The sequence below is a fragment of the Microlunatus spumicola genome, from assembly GCF_039536445.1.
In the GTDB taxonomy this organism is placed as follows: Bacteria; Actinomycetota; Actinomycetes; order Propionibacteriales; family Propionibacteriaceae; genus Microlunatus; species Microlunatus spumicola.
On sequence record NZ_BAAAYR010000005.1, the window covers coordinates 210,594 to 229,592 of the forward strand.

Genomic DNA, 18,999 nt, shown 5'->3' on the forward strand with positions numbered 1-18,999 from the left:
CTGTGACGAGCCTGTGCGGAGCCCTAGTGCGAAGGAGCTCCACCCCATGACCGTCCTCGGCCTCCCGCTCCACCCCCTGATCGTGCACGCGACCGTCGTCGCCGTGCCGGCCGCGGCGCTCTCCGTCCTGCTCGTGACCATCTGGCCGCGGTTCCGGCACTGGGCGTCGTGGGGGCCGGCCGCGCTCGCGGCGGTGGCCCTGGTCCTCGTGCCGATCACCACGTCCTCGGGGGAGACGCTCGAGCACACGCTCCCGAGCACGCCCCTGATCGAGGCCCACACGCACCTGGCCGACGGTCTCCTGCCGTGGGTGATCGCCCTGCTCGTCGGCGCCCTGCTGGTGCTCTGGCCGCAGCTGGCGGTCACGCGTCCGCGGATGTGGGCGCTGCCGCGCTGGCTCGTCGTCGGAGGGATGGTCGTCGCGTCGGTCGCCGCCGTCGGTGCGCTGGTCGAGGTCGTGCTGATCGGCCACAGCGGTGCGGCCGCCGCCTGGTCGCAGAACGCCTGACCCGGGCATCCTGGGCACGTGGTGGACGCGACAGGGGGACGGCCCGGCCCGGGCGCGTCCGACGCACGTCGGGTGCTGCTCGTGGAGGACGACCGCGCGCTGGCCGCCATGCTCGAGGAGATCCTCGTCTCGGCCGGCTACCTCGTCGAGGTGGCGCGCGACGGGCAGGCGGGCCTGCACCTCGGCCTCAGCCGCTCGTACGACGCGGTCGTCCTCGACCGGGGGCTGCCGGCCATCGAGGGCCTCGACCTGCTCGCCCGGCTGCGGTCGCGCGGCGTGACGACGCCCGTCCTGGTGCTGTCCGCGCTCGGGCTGGCCCGGGACCGGGTCGACGGGCTGGACGCCGGTGCGGAGGACTACCTGGCCAAGCCGTTCGACATCGACGAGCTGCTGGCCCGGGTCCGGGCGCTGCTGCGCCGCCACGGGGACGTGGCGGACACGTTGCCGGTGCCCGGGGGACGGTTCGCGGTGTCGGTCCGGACCGTGGTCGGTGGCAGCGGCGAGACCCACCTGTCCGAGCGCGAGTCCGCGCTGCTCGCCGTCCTGGCCCGTCGGCCCGGGCGGGTCTTCAGCCGTTCGGAGCTCGTGGCGGAGGTCTTCCCCGACGCCGAGGACGACGGCGTGGTCGACACCTACGTCCACTACCTGCGCCGCAAGCTCGGCCGCGGGACGGTCCGGACGGTCCGGGGGCTCGGCTACCAGCTGGGGACGGAGCGGTCCCCGTGAGCCGGGGGCGTCCGTCGGAGGTCGAGCTGCGCCGGACGGCCTGGCGGATCGGCCTCCAGACGGCCGGGCTGCTCCTCGCCTGCATGCTCGTGGTCGCGGCGGTCCTCTACGGCTCGGTCGTCCGCAGCCAGGAGGAGCAGCTGACCGCCTCGCTGCAGGACGCCGTCGGGACCGCGGGCACCGGGCGCGACCCGGACCACGACCACGACCACGACCTCAGCGAGCCGCGCGGCGGGATCCAGTACGCCGTCCTCGACGGGCGCGGGCTGCGGACCTCCACCGACGTGCCGCCGGGCCTGCCCGACCTCGAGGTGCTGCGGACGGTCGCCGCGACCCACGTGCAGGACCGCCGAACGCTGCGGCTGCCGTCCGGGGGGTTCGAGGTGCTGACCGTGCAGCGCGGCGACGACACCGTCCAGGTCATGGCGAGCACGTACGAGCAGCACCAGGAGCGCGAGCGGATCCTCGCCGGCCTCGGCCTGGCCGGGGGTGCGGGCCTCGTCCTCGCCACCCTGGCGGCCGCGGTCCTCGCTCGCCGGGCCGTCCGGCCGATGGCCCGGGCGCTCGCCCAGCAGCGGCGGTTCGTCGCGGACGCCGGCCACGAGCTCCGGACGCCGCTGACCCTGCTCAGCACCCGGAGCCAGCTGCTCGCCCGGCGGGTGCGCGACCGCACGACCCCGGCGGAGCAGCGCGAGCAGCTGGTCGAGCGCGACGCCGCCGGCATCGTCGCCGACACCACCGCGCTCGTCGCCATCCTGGAGGACCTGCTGACGGAGGCCGACGACCGTACGCCGGTCCCGCAGGAACCCGTCGACCTCGCCGACGTCGCCCGCTCGGTCGTCGCGTCCGCCGGGGCGGCGGCGCAGGAGGCCGGGGTCACGCTCAGGGTGGAGGTCGACCCCGCGGGTCCCACCGTGGTGCAGGGGGCGGGCACCGCCCTCGCCCGGGCGGTCGCCGCCCTGGTGGACAACGCGGTCGACCACGCGCGCACCCGGGTCGAGGTCCGGGTCGCCCGGGCGGGCCGCTCGTTCGTCGTGGAGGTCGTCGACGACGGACCGGGGATCGCGTCGGACACGCTGCCGCGTATGTTCGACCGGTTCTCCAGCGACCGACGCCCTGTCCCGGAGACCGGCGGCGACCGCCGGCACTTCGGTCTCGGGCTGGCGCTGGTGAGCGAGATCGCGACCCGGCACGGCGGCTCGGTGACCGCGGAGAACCGGCGTGCGCCCGAGGTCGGTGCCCTGCTGCGCCTCACGGTCCCCGTCGCTCCCGCCGGCCGTTCCACCGACCGACCCTCCCGCCACCCCCGCACCCCGGAGCGACCATGACGAACGACGAGCGCACCGCCGACCTCGAGCCGGGGGGGCACCCCGACGAACCGCACGCGGTCCAGGGGCTGGCGCGCCAGCTGAACTGGCTCCGCGCGGGTGTGCTCGGGGCGAACGACGGCATCGTTTCCGTCGCCGCCGTGGTCATCGGCGTCGCCGGGGCCGGTGCGGGCTCACGCGCGCTGGAGGCCTCCGGGACCGCCGCGCTCGTGGGCGGGGCGCTGTCGATGGCCCTCGGCGAGTACGTCTCGGTCAGCAGCCAGCGCGACGCTCAGACCACCCTGATCGCCAAGGAGCGGATGGAGCTCGCGACCGAGCCCGAGGCGGAGCTCGACGAGCTGGCCGGGCTCTACGAGGAGCGCGGGCTCTCGCCCGAGACGGCCCGTCAGGTCGCGGTGGAGCTGACCGCGCACGACGCCCTCGCGGCGCACCTGTCCGCCGAGCTCAACCTCACCGAGGACGACGTGGTCAGCGCCGGGCACGCCGCCTTCGCGTCGGCCGTCAGCTTCCTGGTCGGCGGGCTGCTGCCCTTCCTCGCCGTCCTGCTGCTGCCCGACGCCGTCCGCGTGCCGCTCACCTTCGTCGTGGTGCTGCTCGCCCTCGCGCTGACGGGCTACCTCAGCGCCCGCGTCAACGACACCCCGCGGCTGCGCCCGACCCTCCGGCTGGTGCTCGGCGGGGCGGTCGCGCTGGCGGCCACGTTCGCGATCGGCTCGGCCGTGGGCGCGCTCGCCGCCTGACCCCGGGCGGTCCGCCCAGCCGCGGCCCGTGGCGGCCGGGGAGAATCGGGACGTGCCCAACCGTCTCGCGAACGCCACCAGCCCCTACCTGCTGCAGCACGCCGACAACCCGGTGGACTGGCGGGAGTGGGGCGACGAGGCGTTCGCCGAGGCGGAACGGACCGGGAAGCCGGTGCTGCTGAGCGTCGGCTACGCCGCCTGCCACTGGTGCCACGTGATGGCCCACGAGTCGTTCGAGGACGAGGCCACCGCGGCGCAGATGAACGCGCGCTTCGTCAACGTGAAGGTCGACCGCGAGGAGCGACCCGACGTGGACACCGTCTACATGGCGGCGACGCAGGCCCTGACCGGGCAGGGCGGGTGGCCGATGACCGTGTTCCTCACCCCGGACCGCAAGCCCTTCTACGCCGGCACCTACTTCCCGCCGACGGCGCGGCAGGGGATGCCGGCGTTCAGCCAGGTCCTCGACGCGGTCTCGGCGGCCTGGGACGACCGCCGCGACGAGGTCGTCTCGAGCGCCGCCGGCATCGCCGCCCAGCTGGCGGAGCAGCGGCTCGTCGCGGCCCCGGGTGCCGTCACCCCAGCCGACCTCGACGCCGCCCGCCAGGGTTTGGAACGCGACTTCGACCCGACGTACGGGGGCTTCGGGCGGGCGCCCAAGTTCCCGCCGTCGATGGTGCTCGAGGCGCTGCTGCGGGACGGCAGCGAGCAGGCCCTCGAGATGGCGTCCCGGACCTGCACCGCGATGGCCCGCGGCGGGATCTACGACCAGCTGGTCGGCGGGTTCGCGCGCTACAGCGTCGACGCGCACTGGGTGGTGCCGCACTTCGAGAAGATGCTCTACGACAACGCGCTGCTGCTGGGCGTCTACACGCACCTGTGGCGGCGGACGGGTGACCCACTCGCGTCCCGCGTGGTGGAGGAGACCGTCGACTGGCTGCTGCGCGAGCTGCGGACGCCGCAGGGCGCCTTCGCCGCGAGCCTCGACGCCGACTCGCTCGACGCCTCCGGTCACCTGCACGAGGGCGCCTTCTACGCGTGGACCCCGGAGCACCTGGTCGAGGTGCTCGGTCCCGAGGACGGCGCCTGGGCGGCGCGGGTGTTCGCCGTGACGACGGCGGGCACCTTCGAGCACGGTGCCTCGACGCTGCAGCGCCCCGGCGTGGGGGAGGACGAGCCCGAGCGGCTGGCGGGGGTCCGCGCTCGGCTGGCGGAGGCGCGCGAGCAGCGGGCGCGGCCGGGCCGTGACGACAAGGTCGTGGCCGCCTGGAACGGCTGGCTGGTCGACTCCCTCGTCGAGGCCGCCGAGGTGTTCGGGCGCCCGGACTGGCGCGAGGCGGCCCGGGCGGCGGCGGAGCTCGTCTGGGAGGTCCACTGGCAGGCCGACGAGCGGCGGCTGCGGCGTACGTCGCGGGACGGGCGGCCGGGCGGCGCCGCCGGGATCCTCGAGGACCACAGCGCGGTCGCGGCGGCGTACGTCCGGCTGGGCTGCGCGACCGGCGACCCGGTGTGGGTCGAGCGGGCGCGGACGTTGCTGGCGGTCGTGGAGGAGCAGTTCCCGGACGGCCGGGGGGGATGGTTCGACACGGCCGCCGACGCGGAGGCGCTCTACACGCGCCCGCAGGAGGTCACCGACAACGCGACGCCGTCGGGGCTGAGCGCGACGCTGCGCGCGCTGCACCTGATGGCCCGGCTGACGGGGGAGGACGCGTACGCGCGACGGGCCGACGAGGCCGCGGCGACGGTCGGCGCGCTCGTGCCCCGGGCGCCGCGGTTCGCGGGGTGGCTGTGGGCCGAGGCCGTGAGCGAGGTGCTGCCGGCGGCCGCGCCGGTCGAGGTCGCCGTCGTCGGACCGGCGGGACCGGAGCGCGACGCGCTCGTCCGGCTCGCGTGGGACCGCGCCCCGGCGGGCTCGGTCGTGGTGGCCGGGGAGGAGGGCGCCGCCGGCTTCGCCCTGCTCGAGGACCGCTCGGCGCGGGACGGGCGCCCGACCGCGTACGTCTGCCGGGGGTTCGTGTGCCGCCTCCCGGTCACCGACCCGGAAGCCCTGGCCGAGCAGCTCCGGACGGTCTGACCCAGGCGCGCGCCCTGCCCGAGCCGGGGAGTCCCGCGGCCCGAGTTCCCGACCACTGGTCACTTCGAGCGGCCGGGGGCCTCCTCGGGTGTCCCGAAGTGACCACTGGTCAGTGAAGGTCGGGATGGGGCCCGGGACTGGCCAGGCACGGGATCCGGACTGGGGGCGGGGGAAGCTCAGACGGCGGCGTAGGTGACCAGCGAGATGGCCACGTAGTGGCAGACGAAGCCGCCGATCGTGCACGCGTGGAAGATCTCGTGGAAGCCGAACCAGCGCGGTGAGGGATCGGGGCGCTTGCGGCCGTAGACGACGGCGCCGCTGATGTAGAAGACGCCGCCGCCGAGGATCAGCGCGACGACCGCAGCGCCGCCGGTCTCGTAGAAGGCGCCGATCCAGCCGAGCGCCGAGCAGCCCATCAGCAGGTACATGGCGGTGTAGAGCCAGCGCGGCGCCGCGAGCCAGAGCGTCCGGAAGAGCAGCCCGCCCAGGGCGGCGGTCCAGACCATGACGAGCAGCGCGACCCGCGACGGGCCGTGCAGGAGCATCAGCGCGAGCGGGGTGTAGGTCGCGGCGATGAAGACGTAGATGTTCGCGTGGTCGAGCCGGCGCAGGATGCCGTCACCCCGCGGGCCCCAGTAGAAGCGGTGGTAGAGGCCGCTGGTCGCGAACAGCAGCACCGACGCCGCCAGGAACACGGCCCCGCCCACGACGCCCGCCGTGGTCGGCGCGAGGGCGACGAGCACGACCCCGGCGGCCAGCGCGAGGGGCGCCATCGCGGTGTGCAGCCAGCCGCGCAGGTGCGGCTTGAGCTCGCGGACGACCTCCGCCGGAGCCTCGTCGAGGGCGTTCGGCATCGACGGCCTCCCGGTTCGTGGTTCTGCGGAGATCCAGGTTAGCCAGGCCCCCGGCGATACGCTGCTGAGCATGCCCACCGCAGACCGGTGGCGGGAGTACCTCGACCGCCTCCATCCGTCCGGGCTGCTCTACGCCACCTACGAGCACCGGCTGATCGCCGAGCTCGACACCGACCGGCTGCCGCGCCACGTCGCCGTGCTTGCCGACGGCAACCGGCGCTGGGCCCGCACGAACGCCCCGGGCAAGCCGCTGACCGCGGGCTACCAGGCGGGCGCGCGGCGGCTGCGCGACTTCGTGGAGTGGTGCGACGAGATCGGCATCCCGGTCGTCACGCTCTGGGTGCTGTCCACGGACAACTACAGCCGCGCGAGCGAGGAGGAGATCGGCCCGCTGCTCGAGGTGATCGAGTCGCTCGTCGACGAGCTCGCGGCCACCGGCCGCTGGCACGTCCACCCGGTCGGCGCGCTCGACCTGCTCCCGTCCGAGACCGCCGAGCACCTGCGGTCCGTGGACGCCGAGACGTCCGGGATCGACGGGATGATGGTCAACATCGCCGTGTCGTACGGCGGCCGGCACGAGCTGCGCGACGCGGTGCGCTCGCTGCTCGCCGAGGAGGCCCGGCTGGGCACCCCGATCGAGGACCTCGCCAAGAACCTCGACATCGAGCACATCGCCGAGCACCTCTACACGCGCGGCCAGCCCGACCCCGACCTGATCATCCGGACCTCGGGGGAGCAGCGGCTCTCCGGCTTCCTGATGTGGCAGTCGGCGCACAGCGAGTTCTACTTCTGCGAGGCCCTGTGGCCCGACTTCCGCAAGGTCGACTTCATCCGCGCGCTGCGGGCGTACGGGCAGCGGGAACGCCGGTTCGGTCGCTGACGACACCTCGGGCCCGTCGGACGACGGCTCGGACAACACCGGTCTGACGTCCTGTCGGGGTGAGACTCTCCGACGAGGTCCGGACCGTCCTGCAGCGCGACGGGGTGATCGCCCGCCGGGACCATCCGGCACTGGCCGGAGCGATGGCCCGTCTGGTGCGGGACGGCGAGCTCGCACCCGTCCTGCCCGGCGTGTACGCGACGGCCGGCACCAGTGGTCAGCGCGAAGCGCGGCTCGCGGCGCTCGCGAGGTGGGCGCCGGACGCCGTCCTGGTGGGTCGGACGGCCGCGCAGCTCACCTTCTGGCCGACGTTGCCCGGCTCGACGGTCGAGTGCGCGCTGCGCTGGCCGCGGGACCCGCAGGCCGGGTTCCTCTTCGCGAAGCGCCGGGTCCCGCCCGAGCTGGTGCTCGAGCGCCACGGCCTGCGCATGACGTGCCCGGACCTGACCGCGCTGGACCTCTCCGCGGAGCTGGGCGGGTACCCGATCGACCAGGTCCTGCTGAGGCGGCAGGGCACCCTCGCGGGCCTGCACGAAGCGCTCCGGCTCACCCCGTCCCGGGCGGGGAACCGTGACCGGCGCGCCGTCCTGCTCGACTCGCGCGACGAGCCGTGGTCGGCCGCCGAACGGATCTGCCACCGCCTCCTCCGGTCGGCCGGCATCACGGGGTGGAAGGCCAACCTCCCCGTCGACCTCCGCGGGCACCACTACTTCCTGGACGTCGGCTTCCCGGCGCTCCGCCTGGTGCTCGAGATCGACGGCCGGATCCACCAGACCGACCCGGAGCTGTTCGAGAGCGACCGGTGGCGGCAGAACGACCTCGTCCTCGAGGGCTGGACGGTGCTGCGTTTCACCTGGCGGATGCTCGAGGACCACCCCGGCCTGGTCGTCGAGCTGGTCGAGGAGGCGATCCGCTCGATCCGTGACCCGAGATGGCGTTGAGGACGGGTTCGCACGCTCGGCCCGGGCGCGGATCCTCGTCTCGGTGCACGGATCGAGCAAGACCGTCGGGCAGCGCCGGCCACCTGCGGCGGCCGGGTGAACGCTGCGGGTCGATCGGATGACGGCCCCGGCGTGGCGGGTCCTGAGGGCTGACTGAGCGACGTAGCGTCCGAGGTGCGGGCCGTGGGGAAGCGGACCGCCTGGGAGGCGATGCATGCTCCGTCTGCTGACGGGCACGAACCTCGGACCGCACGCGGTCCGCCATCGGTCCCGGCCGACCACGTGACCGTGGGGCCGGGCGCGGATGGCGTGCGGCCCCCTCGAAGGGAAGACCCGTGTCTCTCGCCGCCGCGCACACCCCCGAGCCCACCGAACCCGCCGTCCCGACCGGACGGCTCACGTACGTCATCGACACCTCCGTCCTGCTGAGCGACCCGCACGCGCTGCGGCGGTTCGCCGAGCACGACGTGGTCCTGCCGCTGGTGGTCGTCACCGAGCTGGAGGGCAAGCGCGACCATCCGGAGCTGGGCTTCTTCGCCCGCACCGCGCTGCGCCACCTCGACGACCTCCGCGTCGAGCACGGCCGCCTCGACGCCCCGGTCCCCGCGAACGACGCGGGCGGCACCCTGCACGTCGAGCTGAACCACACCGACCCGAGCCGGCTGCCCGAGGGCTTCCGGCTGGGCGACAACGACTCCCGGATCCTCGCCGTTGCGCTGAACTACGGTGCGGAGGGTCGCGACGTCACTTTGGTCTCCAAGGACCTGCCGATGCGCGTCAAGGCCGCGTCGGTCGGCCTGCGGGCGGAGGAGTACCGCGCCGAGCTGGCGGTGAGCAGCGGCTGGACCGGCATGGTCGAGCTGGACGTGACCAGCGCCGAGCTCGACGCCCTGTACGAGGGCGGGACGCTCGACCTGCCGTCCGCCCGCGACCTGCCCTGCCACACCGGCGTCGTGCTGCTCGGCTCCAGCTCCACCGCGCTCGCGCGGGTGACCCCGGACAAGGAGCTGCGATTGGTCAAGGACCGCGACGCCTTCGGGGTGCACGGGCGCTCGGCGGAGCAGCGGGTCGCGCTCGACCTCCTGCTCGACCCGGCCGTCGGCATCGTCTCCCTCGGCGGCCGCGCCGGCACCGGCAAGTCGGCCCTCGCGCTCTGCGCCGGCCTCGAGGCCGTCCTCGAACGTCGCCAGCACGCGAAGGTCGTCGTCTTCCGGCCCCTGTACGCGGTCGGCGGCCAGGACCTCGGCTACCTCCCCGGGTCCGAGGGCGAGAAGATGGCGCCCTGGGCGCAGGCCGTCTTCGACACCCTCGGCGCCGTCACCTCCAAGGCCGTGATCGAGGAGGTCATGGACCGCGGGCTGCTCGAGGTCCTGCCCCTCACCCACATCCGCGGCCGGTCGCTGCACGACGCCTTCGTGATCGTCGACGAGGCGCAGTCGCTGGAGCGCAACGTGCTGCTCACCGTCCTCAGCCGCATCGGCCAGGACTCCCGGGTCGTGCTCACCCACGACGTCGCCCAGCGCGACAACCTCCGCGTCGGGCGCCACGACGGCGTCGCCGCGGTGGTCGAGAAGCTCAAGGGGCACCCGCTCTTCGCCCACGTCACGCTGCACCGGTCCGAGCGCTCGCCGATCGCCGCCCTGGTGACGGACATGCTCGAGGACGTGGGCATCTAGCCCCGGCCCCCGCCGGGCCTCCGCCGTGACCCGGTGGTGACGGTGCGCGCACCGTCACCACCGCGAAGATTTCGTTTTGATAACGGCGCTGTGGCATGGTTCCCCGGTGCGTCGTCTCGTCCGTCATGGTCTCGCTGGTGCTGCGGCCACCACCTTCGCGGTGGTCGCCGGCGTGACCGCCCTCGGTGCGCCCGCCACCACGACGCTGGCCGTCCCCGCCGTGGACCTGGTCCCGCAGTCCGTCCTCGCTCCGGTCGCGGCCGACCCGTCGGTCGACGCCCAGCGTGCCGAGACCGCCGAGCGCGAGAACCGCGACGCCGAGCGCACGCGCATCCGCGACGCCGTCACGGTCGCCGCCGGCCAGCGCGCCTCCAACCTCGACGACCAGGGCGACGCCATCGACAAGAAGTCGAAGGAGATCAAGAAGGCCAAGGCCAAGGCGGCGGCCGAGAAGAAGGCCAAGGCGGAGGCCGCCGAGAAGAAGCGCCGCGCCGCGATCAAGGCCCAGGGCTACGAGGTCGGCGTCACCGACCCGCGCGAGATGGCCCGCCAGATCCTGGACAACAAGTTCGGCTACGGGTCCGACCAGTTCTCCTGCTTCGACTGGATCATCAAGCACGAGAGCGGCTGGAACGTGCACGCGCAGAACGCGAGCTCCGGCGCGTACGGACTCCCGCAGTCCCTCCCCGGCTCGAAGATGGCCAGCGTCGCGCCCGACTGGCGCGACAACCCCGCGACCCAGATCATCTGGGGCGCCCAGTACATGAAGAGCCGCTACGGCAGCCCGTGCGGCGCCAAGTCGCACTGGGAGAGTGCCGGCAACTACTGAGCCGGCCCGACCGGGCAGCCTCTCGCAGCACCCTCGTCCTGAGGCCCGAGCCTCCGCAACCGCCACCGCCTTCCCGGCGCTGTGGCATCGTTGAAGGATGCGTCGTCTCGTCCGCCACGGCCTCGCCGGGCTCGCCGCGACGACGTTCGCGGCGGTCGCCGCGGTCACCACGCTCGGCGCGGACGCCACACCCACCGCCGCCCCTCCTCCCGTCGCCCCGGCGGCGACGGGCGACTTCGTGCCGGTGCAGTTCGTGCCGGCCGACCCGGTCGCCGACGCCCAGCGCGCGGCGACGGCGGAGCGGGACAGCCGCGAGGCCGAGCGCACGCGCATCGCCGCCGCGACGGCGCAGGCCGCCTACCAGCGGGCCCTCGGCCTCGCGACGCAGGGCCAGGCGATCGACCAGCAGTCGAGCAGGATCAAGGCCGAGATCAAGGCGGCGAAGGCGAAGGCCGAGGCAGCGGAGGCCGCGGCGGAGGCGGCGGAGAAGAAGGCCCGGGACGCCGCGATCGCCAACCAGGGCTACACCCCGGGCACCACCGACGTCCGCGAGATCGCCCGGCAGATCCTCGCGAACAAGTTCAGCTACGGCGAGGACCAGTACGCCTGCTTCAGCTGGATCATCACGCGCGAGAGCAACTGGAATGTGCACGCCGAGAACCCGTCGGGCGCGTACGGGCTCCCGCAGTCGCTGCCCGGCTCGAAGATGGCCAGCGTCGGCCCCGACTGGCGCGACAACCCGGCGACCCAGATCATCTGGGGCGCGCAGTACATGAAGAGCCGCTACGGCAGCCCGTGCGACGCGAAGTCGCACTGGGAGAGCGCCGGCAACTACTGACGGAAGCCCCGCGACGCTCGGGTGCGCTCAGGGCCCGATCGGGTACGCCACGAACGCGAACCGGCGGCTGTCGGGCGACCAGCTGTTGACGTTGATCGTGCCCTGCCCGCCGGTGAGCGGGTAGGACCGCAGCGGGACCGACCAGTCCGTCGTGGCCACGACCCGCACCTCCACCTCGAGGTCGGCCGGGTGGCCCGTCGTCCCTGCGGGGAACGACACGTAGGTGGCGTGCTCGCCGTCGGGGGAGAGGTGCGGGAACCAGTCGACGCGGTCGCTCTCCAGCAGCCGCTCGAGCGGGCCGCCGCCGTCGGGAACGCGAGCGAGCTGGGCGTGGCCCGGCCCCGTGAACGCCTCGGTGTTCAGGTGGATCCAGCGCCCGTCCGGCGACCACTCGGGACCGTCGAGGTGGCCCGGACCCACGTCGACCGGGTGGGTCGTGCCGTCCGCGTCGAGGACCACGAGGCGGCCGTGGGGTGCGGTCAGGTCCGCGATCTCCACGTACGCGAGCCGGGCCCCGTCCGGGGACACGCCGTGCAGGAAGTGCCAGCGCCCGTCCTCGGGGGTCACCCGGACGCCGGGCCCGCCGCTCAGCGGGACACGGTAGACGTGGGTGTCCGCCGTCGAGACGTAGACGTGCACGCCGTCGGGCGCGAGCACGTGGTCGTTGTTCAGGTCGGGCAGGCCCGGCAGGTCGACCGGCACGGGCGAGGCGTCCGGCGACCCGGGGTCGAGGGTCCACAGCCCGCCCGCGCCGTTCAGCACGAGGGCCCGGCCGTCGAGGGTCCAGTTCGGCGCCTCGAGCAGCACCGCGTCGGTCTCCAGGACCAGCTCGGGCGTCGCGACGTCGACGCCCCCGACCCACACCTGGCAGGTCTGGCCGGGGCGGAGCGTACGAGGAGGCATGCGGGTCCCTTCTCAAGGTGCGGAGGCCGAGCCGGGCTAGGGTATCGAAACCGGTTTCGCCCGCCGAGGGCACCAGCGACAGCAGGGAGAAGTGCGTGACGGCTCAGCCGCAGCAGGGGACGAGCGGCCCGACGAGCAGCCCGGGGACCGGCGGGCGCCGGGTGCTCGGACGCACGGGCCTGGAGGTCTCGGAGGTCTCCCTCGGGGCCGCCCTGCTCGGTCAGGACCGAGAGCTGGGCGGGACGCCGAGCGAGCAGGCGGTGGCGGCGGCCGTGGCCATGCTCACCGGTCCCTTCGTCGCGGTGGACTCCTCGAACAGCTACGGCCAGGGCCGCAGCGAGCTCGCGCTCGGGGCCGGCATCGCCGCGCTGGGCGGGTTCCCCGACGGCAAGCTGCTGATGACCAAGGCCGACCGCGACCTGGCGACGGGGCGGTTCGACGGCGACCGGGTGCTGCGCTCCTTCGAGGAGTCGACCCGCCGCCTCGGCGTCGACGTCCTGCCCGTCTACCAGCTGCACGACCCCTACACCGTCTCCTTCGCCGAGGCGATGGCTCCGGGCGGTGCGGTCGAGGCGCTCGTGCGGCTGCGCGACGAGGGGGCGGTCGGCCACCTCGGGATCGCCGCCGGGACCCTGTCGCTGGTCTCGGCCTACGTCGACACCGGCGTCTTCGACGTCGTGCTCACGCACAACCGCTTCACCCTGCTGAACCGCTCGGCCGCCGACCTCGTCGAGGACTGGGCCGCGCGCGGCCTGGGCGTCATCAACGGCGCACCGTTCGGCGGCGGGCTGCTCGCCCGGGGGGCGAAGCCGGGAGCGAGCTACGCGTACGAGCCGGCAGACGAGCCGGTCCTGCGGTTCGTCGCGCGGCTCGAGGACCTCTGCCGGGAGTGGGAGGTCCCGCTGCCGGCGGCCGCGCTGCAGCTGTCGACGCGGAACCCGGCGATCGCGACCACGCTCGTCGGCACCGCGAACCCGGACCGCGTCGCGCAGACGCAGGCGCTCGCCGCGCACCCGGTGCCGGAGGGCTTCTGGTCCGCGGTGGACGCGCTCGGGACGCCGCCGGTCGACTTCGGCACGGACTGAGGCTCGGGGTGGAGGTCGACGGACAGCGCCCGGTCGGGCGCAAGCGCGTCACGATCTCCGACATCGCGCTGCTCGCGGGCTGCTCCAAGGCGACGGTGTCGAAGGCGGTGAACCACCAGCCCGGCATCTCCGCCGAGGCCCGCGCCCGCATCCTCCGCATCGCCGAGCTGTCCGGCTGGCGTCCTTCCGCCCGAGCCGTCGCGCTGGCCGGCAAGAGCCGGACGGTGGGTCTGGTCCTCGACCGGTCGCCCGACCTGCTGGCGGCCGACCCGTACCACGCGGAGCTCGTGTCGGGCATCGAGTCGGTGCTCGCCCGGCACGGCTACTGGCTGCTGCTGCGCATCGGCACCCACGCGGGCGCCGAGCAGGAGGCCGCCACCTACCGCGAGCTCGCGCAGTCGGGCCGGGTCGACGGGGTGCTCCTCGCCGAGACGAGCGTCGACGACCATCGCTTCTCCCTCGTCCGCGAGCTCGGGCTCCCCGCGGTCGTCGTCAGCCGCCCCTGGTCCCCGGTCGACCTGCCCTGGGAGGGCCCGCAGCACCCCGGCGCCGGCATGGACGAGGCCGTGCGGCACCTCGTCGAGCGCGGTCGGGACCGGATCGCCTACGTCTGCGGGCCGCCCAGCCGCTCGTACGTGGTCTACCGCACCCGGACGCTGCTCCAGGCGGTCGCCGACGCGGGCGCCTCCATGGTCGGGATCCGGCAGACCGACGCCTCGGCCGAGCAGGGCCACGCCGCGACGCGCGCCCTGCTCGAGCAGCCGCGGCCGCCGGCGGCGATCCTCTACGACAACGACCAGATGGCGTTCGCGGGCTGCCGGGCGATCCAGGCCGCCGGGCTGCGCGTGCCCGAGGACGTCGCGGTGGTGGGCCACGACGACCTGTCGGTCAGCCGGTGGTTCAGCCCGCCGCTCACCACCGTCGCCCAGGACGTCTTCGGCCTCGGGGTGCGCTGCGCCACCCGGCTGCTGCGGCTGCTGGGGGAGACCGTCGAGGAGCCGGCGCCCTTCGCGGACCCGGTCCTCGTCGTGCGCGATTCCGCCGGATAACCGCGTGCTAGTTTCCGACGAAACCGGTTACCCCGCCGTCCGACGACGGTCGGCGGCGGCGCGAGCGAGGGGCAGAAGATGAAGATCACGGCGGTGCGGTGCGCGCTGCTCGGCGACAGCCCGGTCCTGCGGGTGGTCACCGACGAGGGCGTCGACGGCTACGGCCAGATCGAGTCGTCCAAGCCGTACATGGCCACGGTCGTGCCGCTCTACGAACCCTTCCTGCTCGGCGAGGACCCGACCGACATCGAGCGGTGCCTGCTCAAGATCCGCCGCTTCGCCGCCTTCAAGCCGTGGGGCAGCGTCGTCTCGGCGCTCGAGGTGGCGCTGCACGACCTGACCGGCAAGGCGTACGGGATCCCGGTCCACAAGCTGCTCGGCGGCAAGGTCCGGGACCGCGTGCGCGTCTACAACGGCGGCGTCCGGCCCGAGCTCGAGGGCCACGAGCCGGAGCACTACGCCCGGGCCATGGAGCAGATGAAGGCCGCGCCCGAGGGGTTCACGATCATCAAGGAGGGCGTGGGCTTCCACGGCTTCATGAGCCAGAACATCTCCGGCTTCATGCTCGGCGACCAGCGCACCGGCCCGCGCCACCCGAACCGTGGGCCCCTCACGCAGAAGGGCCTGCGGCACACGGTCCGCTGCGTCGAGGCGATGAAGGCCGTGCTGGGCGACGAGATCGGGCTCGCGCTCGACATGGGGCCGGGGTGGACGGTGTCCGACGCCATCCGGGTGATGCGCGCGATCGAGCCGCTCGACGTCCTCTGGGGCGAGGACCTGCTGACCGGCGACTACGTGCCGTGGGTGCACGCCGACCAGTACCGCGAGGTCACCATGGCCACCAGCACGCCGACCCACACGGGCGAGCAGATCTACCTCCGCCAGAACTTCCAGGAGCTGCTCGAGCGCAAGGCCGTCCGCGTGATCGGCCCCGACCCGCTGGACGTGGGCGGGCTCGCCGAGCTCAAGCGCGTCGCCGAGCTGGCCGACCTGCACGGCGTCCAGATCGCCCCGCACGGGGTCCTCGACGGGGTGATCGGGCTGGCGGCCCTGGTCCAGGTCTGCGCGACCCTGCCCGACAACTTCATCGCCTTCGAGTACCCGGTGGCCGAGCACCTCTGGTGGTACGACATCGTCGTCGGCCTGCCCACGCCGATCGTGCAGGACGGCTTCGTCACGGTGGGCGACGCCCCCGGGCTCGGGGTGACCTTCGACGTCGACGCGGCGAAGGCGTACCTGCGGCCCGAGGACCAGGGCTTCTTCGACTGAGCCCGTACCTCGCACCCCAGAGGCAGACCCGGACGACGCAGGAGGCCCGATGACGAAGCAGCGCGAGACCCCGTACGCGGGTGGTGGGGTGCTCACCTTCGGCGAGGCGATCGTCGGCTACGCCAGCGGCGAGGGCGACCTGGCGGGGTCGACGACGTTCACCCGGTTCCTCGGCGGGGCGGACCTCAACGTCGCGGTGGCCCTCGTCCGCCTCGGCGTCCCGGCGACCTGGGCCGGCGTGCTGGGAGACGACGCCCACGGCGACTACGCGAGCGCGCAGGTCGCCGGGCTGGGGGTCGGAGCCCTCGTGCACCGCGCACCCGGGCCGACCGCCGTCATGTTCAAGGCCGGGGTCGGCGGCGAGGACCCCGAGGTCCTCCAGCTGCGGCGCGGCAGCGCCTTCGCGCAGGACGCGGGGCGGGTGCTGACCGACGCGGTCGACGCCCTCGCCCGGGTCGACCACCTCCACCTGACCGGGATCACCCTCGGCGTCTCCGAGGTGGCGCACGCCGCGACCATCGCGCTCCTGGACGCGGCCCGGGCCGCCGGCCGGACGGTCTCCTTCGACCCCAACCTGCGGCCGCACCTGTGGTCCGACCCCGACGAGATGCGCGAGGTCGTCAACGCCGTCGCCGCCCGCGCCGACGTGGTCCTGCCCGGGGTCGGCGAGGGCCGGCTGCTGACCGGCACCGACGACCCCGAGGGGATCGTCGACTTCTACCGCGAGCTCGGGTCCGGCGGGGTCGTGGTCAAGCTCGGCGCCGCGGGAGCGCTCGGCGTGGACGGCGGGGGAGCGGTCGTCCGCTCGCGCACGTACGCGGTGGACGTCGTGGACACCGTCGGCGCGGGAGACGGGTTCGCGGCCGGCTACCTGGCCGGCCTGCTGGGCGGCGAGGCCTTCGCGGACCGCCTCGACCGCGCCGCCGCCGTCGGAGCGCTCGTCACCACGCGTCCCGGTGACCTCGACGCGATGCCCTCCCGCGCCGAGGTGGACCTGCTGCTGGCCACGGCCGCCGCCGGTCCCCGCCCGACCTGAGCGCGACCGTCAGGCCGGCGGACGGGTCATCGACAGCACGTCGAGCGCGGCGTCCAGCTGCTCCTCGGTGAGCTTGCCGTCGTTCACGAACCCGCGCTCGACGACCACCTCGCGGATCGTGCGGCCCTCCTTGAGAGCCTGCTTGGCGACGGCCGCGGCGTTCTCGTAGCCGATGTAGCGGTTCAGCGGCGTCACGATCGACGGGCTCGACTCGGCCAGGAAACGGCAGTGGTCGACGTTGGCGGTGATGCCGTCGACGCAGCGGTCGGCGAAGACCCGGCTGATGTTGGCCAGCAGCCGGATCGACTCGAGGACGTTCCGGGCCATGACGGGCAGCATCACGTTCAGCTCGAACGCCCCGGCCGCGCCGGAGAACGCGACGGCCGCGTCGTTGCCGATCACCTGGGCGCAGACCTGGGTCATCGCCTCGGACAGGACCGGGTTCACCTTGCCCGGCATGATCGAGCTGCCGGGCTGGAGGTCGGGCAGGGCGATCTCGCCGAGCCCTGCACGCGGGCCCGAACCCATCCAGCGGATGTCGTTCGCGATCTTGTTCAGCCCGACGGCGATCGTGCGGAGCACCCCGGACGCCTCGACGAGCGCGTCGCGCGCGCCCTGCGCCTCGAAGTGGTTGCGCGCCTCGGTGAAGGGCAGCCCAGTCTGCTCGGCGACGATCCCGATCACCGCGGCGGCGAAGCCGGGCGGCATGTTGATCCCGGTGCCGACGGCGGTCCCGCCGAGCGGCAGCTCGGCCACGCGGGGGATCGCGGCCTCGACGCGCTCGACGCCGTAGCGGACCTGCGCGGCGTACCCGCCGAACTCCTGGCCGAGGGTCACCGGCGTCGCGTCCATGAGGTGCGTGCGTCCGCTCTTGACCACGTCCGCGAACTCCGCCGACTTGGCCTCGAGGGCCTCCGCGAGGTGCGCCAGCGCCGGGACGAGGGTCTGGACGAGGCCCTGCGTCGTGGCGATGTGGATCGCGCTGGGGAAGACGTCGTTGCTCGACTGCGACATGTTGACGTCGTCGTTCGGGTGGACGTCGGCGCCCAGCGCCGTGCTCGAGAGCGAGGCGATGACCTCGTTGGCGTTCATGTTGCTCGACGTGCCCGAGCCGGTCTGGAAGACGTCGATGGGGAACTCGGTGTCGTGCGCCCCGGCGGCCACCTGCGCGGCCGCGGCGGAGATCGCGTCGGCGCGGTCCTGCGCCAGCCGGCCGAGCCGGGCGTTGGTCTGCGCCGCGGCGCCCTTGATCATCCCGAGGGCGGCGACGAGCGCCGGCTCGATCGGGGTGCCCGAGATCGGGAAGTTCTCCACGGCCCGCTGGGTCTGCGCCTTCCACAGCGCGTCCCGCGGCACCTGGACCTCGCCCATCGTGTCGTGCTCGATCCGGAACGGGGTCTGGGCGTCTGCGCTGGCCATGACGGTCATCCTGCCGCACCCCCTGAAGGCTTCCGGGCGAGCGGCCGACGGACGGTCTCGATGGCGTACGTGAACCTGCGGCCCTCCCGGTCGACGGTGAGCCGGACCTCCTCGGCGGACGGGTCGAGGCGGCCCAGCGCCGCCAGCAGGGGAGGCGACGGCGCCTGGCACCAGATCGCGAGGACGCCCGCGGGCGCCAGCCGTCCGTACGCCGCCCGGAGCGTCGGCTCGGTGTAGAGCACGTCGTTCCCGGCGTGGACGAGGAAGTCGGGGCCGTTGTCGACGTCGAGCAGGATCGCGTCCCAGGGACCGGCCGGTCCGCCGTCCGACCCGAGGAGGACGGTCGCGACGTCGCCGACGTGCAGCCGGACGCGGGGGTCCGCGGCCACCCGCGCGAGGGTCTCCGTACGCCCCTCCCGGGCCCACCCGACCAGGGCCTCCTCGAGCTCGACGACGTCGACCCGGACGTCGGCACCGCGCCGGTCGGCCTCGTCGAGCACCGCCGCGGCGGTGTGCCCGAGGCCGAGCCCGCCGACGAGCACGCGGCCCGCACCGGCCGCCACCAGGCCCAGCTCCTGCTCGCTCCGGGTCTCGCGGCTGTCCATCGCGAAGGTTCCGTCCACCACGAGCTCCTCGACCACGGAGGACCCCGAGACGCGTCGCCGGAGCACCACCTCGCCGTGCGGGCCGGCCGCCCGGCCGAGGGTCGTGAGCTCGTCCACGCCGCCATTCTGGCGGGTGGTCACGGGGTGCCGGAGGGGTGCGGGCCGTGTCCTCCGCACGGGGGACAAGGGCCGTTCTTCAGGGGATTCTTAGTAATTCGCTCAGCCGAACTGATTCTTCT

The 18,999-nt window shown here is 74.1% G+C and carries 18 protein-coding genes; 14 read left to right on the forward strand and 4 right to left on the reverse strand.

All coding sequences use genetic code 11. The features are described 5' to 3' along the window. Positions 1 to 46: 46 nt before the first annotated feature. From ABD665_RS18890 to ABD665_RS18910, 5 genes are read left to right on the forward strand one after another with little or no spacing between them, the layout of a single operon-like run. Positions 47 to 508: a DUF2231 domain-containing protein gene (locus ABD665_RS18890; RefSeq protein WP_204911179.1), complete on the forward strand. Its 462-nt coding sequence runs from the start codon at positions 47 to 49 to the stop codon at positions 506 to 508. A gap of 18 nt (positions 509 to 526) precedes the next feature. Further along, positions 527 to 1,234: a response regulator transcription factor gene (locus ABD665_RS18895; protein ID WP_344742744.1), complete on the forward strand. Its 708-nt coding sequence runs from the start codon at positions 527 to 529 to the stop codon at positions 1,232 to 1,234. Beyond that, positions 1,231 to 2,562 carry an ATP-binding protein gene (locus ABD665_RS18900; protein WP_204911180.1) on the forward strand — a complete coding sequence of 444 codons (1,332 nt, stop codon included), beginning with the start codon at positions 1,231 to 1,233 and terminating at the stop codon, positions 2,560 to 2,562. Before ABD665_RS18895 ends, ABD665_RS18900 begins: the two co-directional genes overlap by 4 nt. Beyond that, a complete protein-coding gene (locus ABD665_RS18905; protein WP_204911181.1) occupies positions 2,559 to 3,302 on the forward strand; it encodes a VIT1/CCC1 transporter family protein in 744 nt (247 codons plus the stop codon). The genes ABD665_RS18900 and ABD665_RS18905 overlap by 4 nt, the downstream gene beginning before the upstream one ends. A gap of 52 nt (positions 3,303 to 3,354) precedes the next feature. Next, positions 3,355 to 5,376: a DUF255 domain-containing protein gene (locus tag ABD665_RS18910; RefSeq protein WP_204911182.1), complete on the forward strand. Its 2,022-nt coding sequence runs from the start codon at positions 3,355 to 3,357 to the stop codon at positions 5,374 to 5,376. Between the two features lie 176 nt (positions 5,377 to 5,552). Here ABD665_RS18910 and trhA read toward each other — a convergent pair whose 3' ends face one another. Continuing rightward, positions 5,553 to 6,230 (reverse strand): PAQR family membrane homeostasis protein TrhA, encoded by a 678-nt coding sequence (gene trhA, locus ABD665_RS18915; RefSeq protein WP_204911183.1) that lies wholly within the window; start codon positions 6,228 to 6,230, stop codon positions 5,553 to 5,555. Positions 6,231 to 6,300: 70 nt separating this feature from the next. Here trhA and ABD665_RS18920 point away from each other — a divergent pair, with 70 nt between their 5' ends. The 5 genes from ABD665_RS18920 to ABD665_RS18940 all read left to right on the forward strand — a co-directional run bounded on the left by ABD665_RS18920 (position 6,301) and on the right by ABD665_RS18940 (position 11,394). Then, a complete protein-coding gene (locus ABD665_RS18920; protein ID WP_204911184.1) occupies positions 6,301 to 7,110 on the forward strand; it encodes an isoprenyl transferase in 810 nt (269 codons plus the stop codon). Between the two features lie 59 nt (positions 7,111 to 7,169). Next, positions 7,170 to 8,051 (forward strand): DUF559 domain-containing protein, encoded by an 882-nt coding sequence (locus tag ABD665_RS18925; protein WP_204911185.1) that lies wholly within the window; start codon positions 7,170 to 7,172, stop codon positions 8,049 to 8,051. 335 nt (positions 8,052 to 8,386) lie between these two features. After that, positions 8,387 to 9,727, forward strand: coding sequence for an RNA 5'-3' helicase PhoH2 (gene phoH2 / locus ABD665_RS18930; protein ID WP_204911186.1), 1,341 nt, complete (start codon positions 8,387 to 8,389; stop codon positions 9,725 to 9,727). A 106-nt stretch (positions 9,728 to 9,833) separates the two neighbouring features. Beyond that, entirely contained in the window at positions 9,834 to 10,556 is a 723-nt protein-coding gene (locus tag ABD665_RS18935) for an aggregation-promoting factor C-terminal-like domain-containing protein (RefSeq protein ID WP_204911187.1), read from the forward strand. Between the two features lie 97 nt (positions 10,557 to 10,653). After that, on the forward strand, positions 10,654 to 11,394 hold the full coding sequence (locus ABD665_RS18940) for an aggregation-promoting factor C-terminal-like domain-containing protein (RefSeq protein WP_204911188.1): 741 nt from the start codon (positions 10,654 to 10,656) through the stop codon (positions 11,392 to 11,394). Positions 11,395 to 11,421: 27 nt separating this feature from the next. Here the strand turns inward: ABD665_RS18940 and ABD665_RS18945 are convergent, their stop codons facing one another. After that, complete coding sequence (locus ABD665_RS18945; protein WP_204911189.1) at positions 11,422 to 12,297, reverse strand: TolB-like translocation protein; 876 nt, start codon at positions 12,295 to 12,297, stop codon at positions 11,422 to 11,424. Positions 12,298 to 12,392: 95 nt separating this feature from the next. Between ABD665_RS18945 and ABD665_RS18950 the strand changes: the two genes are divergently transcribed. The 4 genes from ABD665_RS18950 (at position 12,393) to ABD665_RS18965 (ending at position 16,736) form a co-directional block, all read left to right on the forward strand. Continuing rightward, positions 12,393 to 13,382: an aldo/keto reductase gene (locus ABD665_RS18950; protein WP_204911190.1), complete on the forward strand. Its 990-nt coding sequence runs from the start codon at positions 12,393 to 12,395 to the stop codon at positions 13,380 to 13,382. 8 nt (positions 13,383 to 13,390) lie between these two features. Next, the gene (locus tag ABD665_RS18955; RefSeq protein WP_204911191.1) at positions 13,391 to 14,431 is read left to right on the forward strand and encodes a substrate-binding domain-containing protein; all 1,041 of its coding nucleotides are present in this window, start codon (positions 13,391 to 13,393) and stop codon (positions 14,429 to 14,431) included. Positions 14,432 to 14,509: 78 nt separating this feature from the next. Then, positions 14,510 to 15,700: an enolase C-terminal domain-like protein gene (locus tag ABD665_RS18960; RefSeq protein ID WP_204911192.1), complete on the forward strand. Its 1,191-nt coding sequence runs from the start codon at positions 14,510 to 14,512 to the stop codon at positions 15,698 to 15,700. Between the two features lie 49 nt (positions 15,701 to 15,749). Next, on the forward strand, positions 15,750 to 16,736 hold the full coding sequence (locus tag ABD665_RS18965; protein ID WP_204911193.1) for a PfkB family carbohydrate kinase: 987 nt from the start codon (positions 15,750 to 15,752) through the stop codon (positions 16,734 to 16,736). Between the two features lie 9 nt (positions 16,737 to 16,745). On the opposite strand, the gene ABD665_RS18970 is transcribed toward ABD665_RS18965, so the two are convergent. Both ABD665_RS18970 and ABD665_RS18975 read right to left on the reverse strand, forming a co-directional pair. Then, entirely contained in the window at positions 16,746 to 18,155 is a 1,410-nt protein-coding gene (locus ABD665_RS18970) for a class II fumarate hydratase (RefSeq protein ID WP_425562189.1), read from the reverse strand. A 5-nt stretch (positions 18,156 to 18,160) separates the two neighbouring features. Continuing rightward, positions 18,161 to 18,877, reverse strand: a complete 717-nt coding sequence (locus ABD665_RS18975; RefSeq protein ID WP_204911195.1) for a polyamine aminopropyltransferase — start codon at positions 18,875 to 18,877, stop codon at positions 18,161 to 18,163. Positions 18,878 to 18,999 lie beyond the last annotated feature (122 nt).

What these genes read in the sequence shown, in the direction of transcription:
- ABD665_RS18905 (WP_204911181.1), top strand. Translation starts at nt 2,559, where the DNA reads ATGACGAACGACGAGCGCACCGCCGACCTCGAGCCGGGGGGGCACCCC.
- ABD665_RS18970 (WP_425562189.1), bottom strand. Translation starts at nt 18,155, where the DNA reads ATGGCCAGCGCAGACGCCCAGACCCCGTTCCGGATCGAGCACGACACG.
- ABD665_RS18945 (WP_204911189.1), bottom strand. Translation starts at nt 12,297, where the DNA reads ATGCCTCCTCGTACGCTCCGCCCCGGCCAGACCTGCCAGGTGTGGGTC.
- trhA (WP_204911183.1), bottom strand. Translation starts at nt 6,230, where the DNA reads ATGCCGAACGCCCTCGACGAGGCTCCGGCGGAGGTCGTCCGCGAGCTC.
- ABD665_RS18890 (WP_204911179.1), top strand. Translation starts at nt 47, where the DNA reads ATGACCGTCCTCGGCCTCCCGCTCCACCCCCTGATCGTGCACGCGACC.
- ABD665_RS18920 (WP_204911184.1), top strand. Translation starts at nt 6,301, where the DNA reads ATGCCCACCGCAGACCGGTGGCGGGAGTACCTCGACCGCCTCCATCCG.
- ABD665_RS18965 (WP_204911193.1), top strand. Translation starts at nt 15,750, where the DNA reads ATGACGAAGCAGCGCGAGACCCCGTACGCGGGTGGTGGGGTGCTCACC.
- ABD665_RS18960 (WP_204911192.1), top strand. Translation starts at nt 14,510, where the DNA reads ATGAAGATCACGGCGGTGCGGTGCGCGCTGCTCGGCGACAGCCCGGTC.
- ABD665_RS18940 (WP_204911188.1), top strand. Translation starts at nt 10,654, where the DNA reads ATGCGTCGTCTCGTCCGCCACGGCCTCGCCGGGCTCGCCGCGACGACG.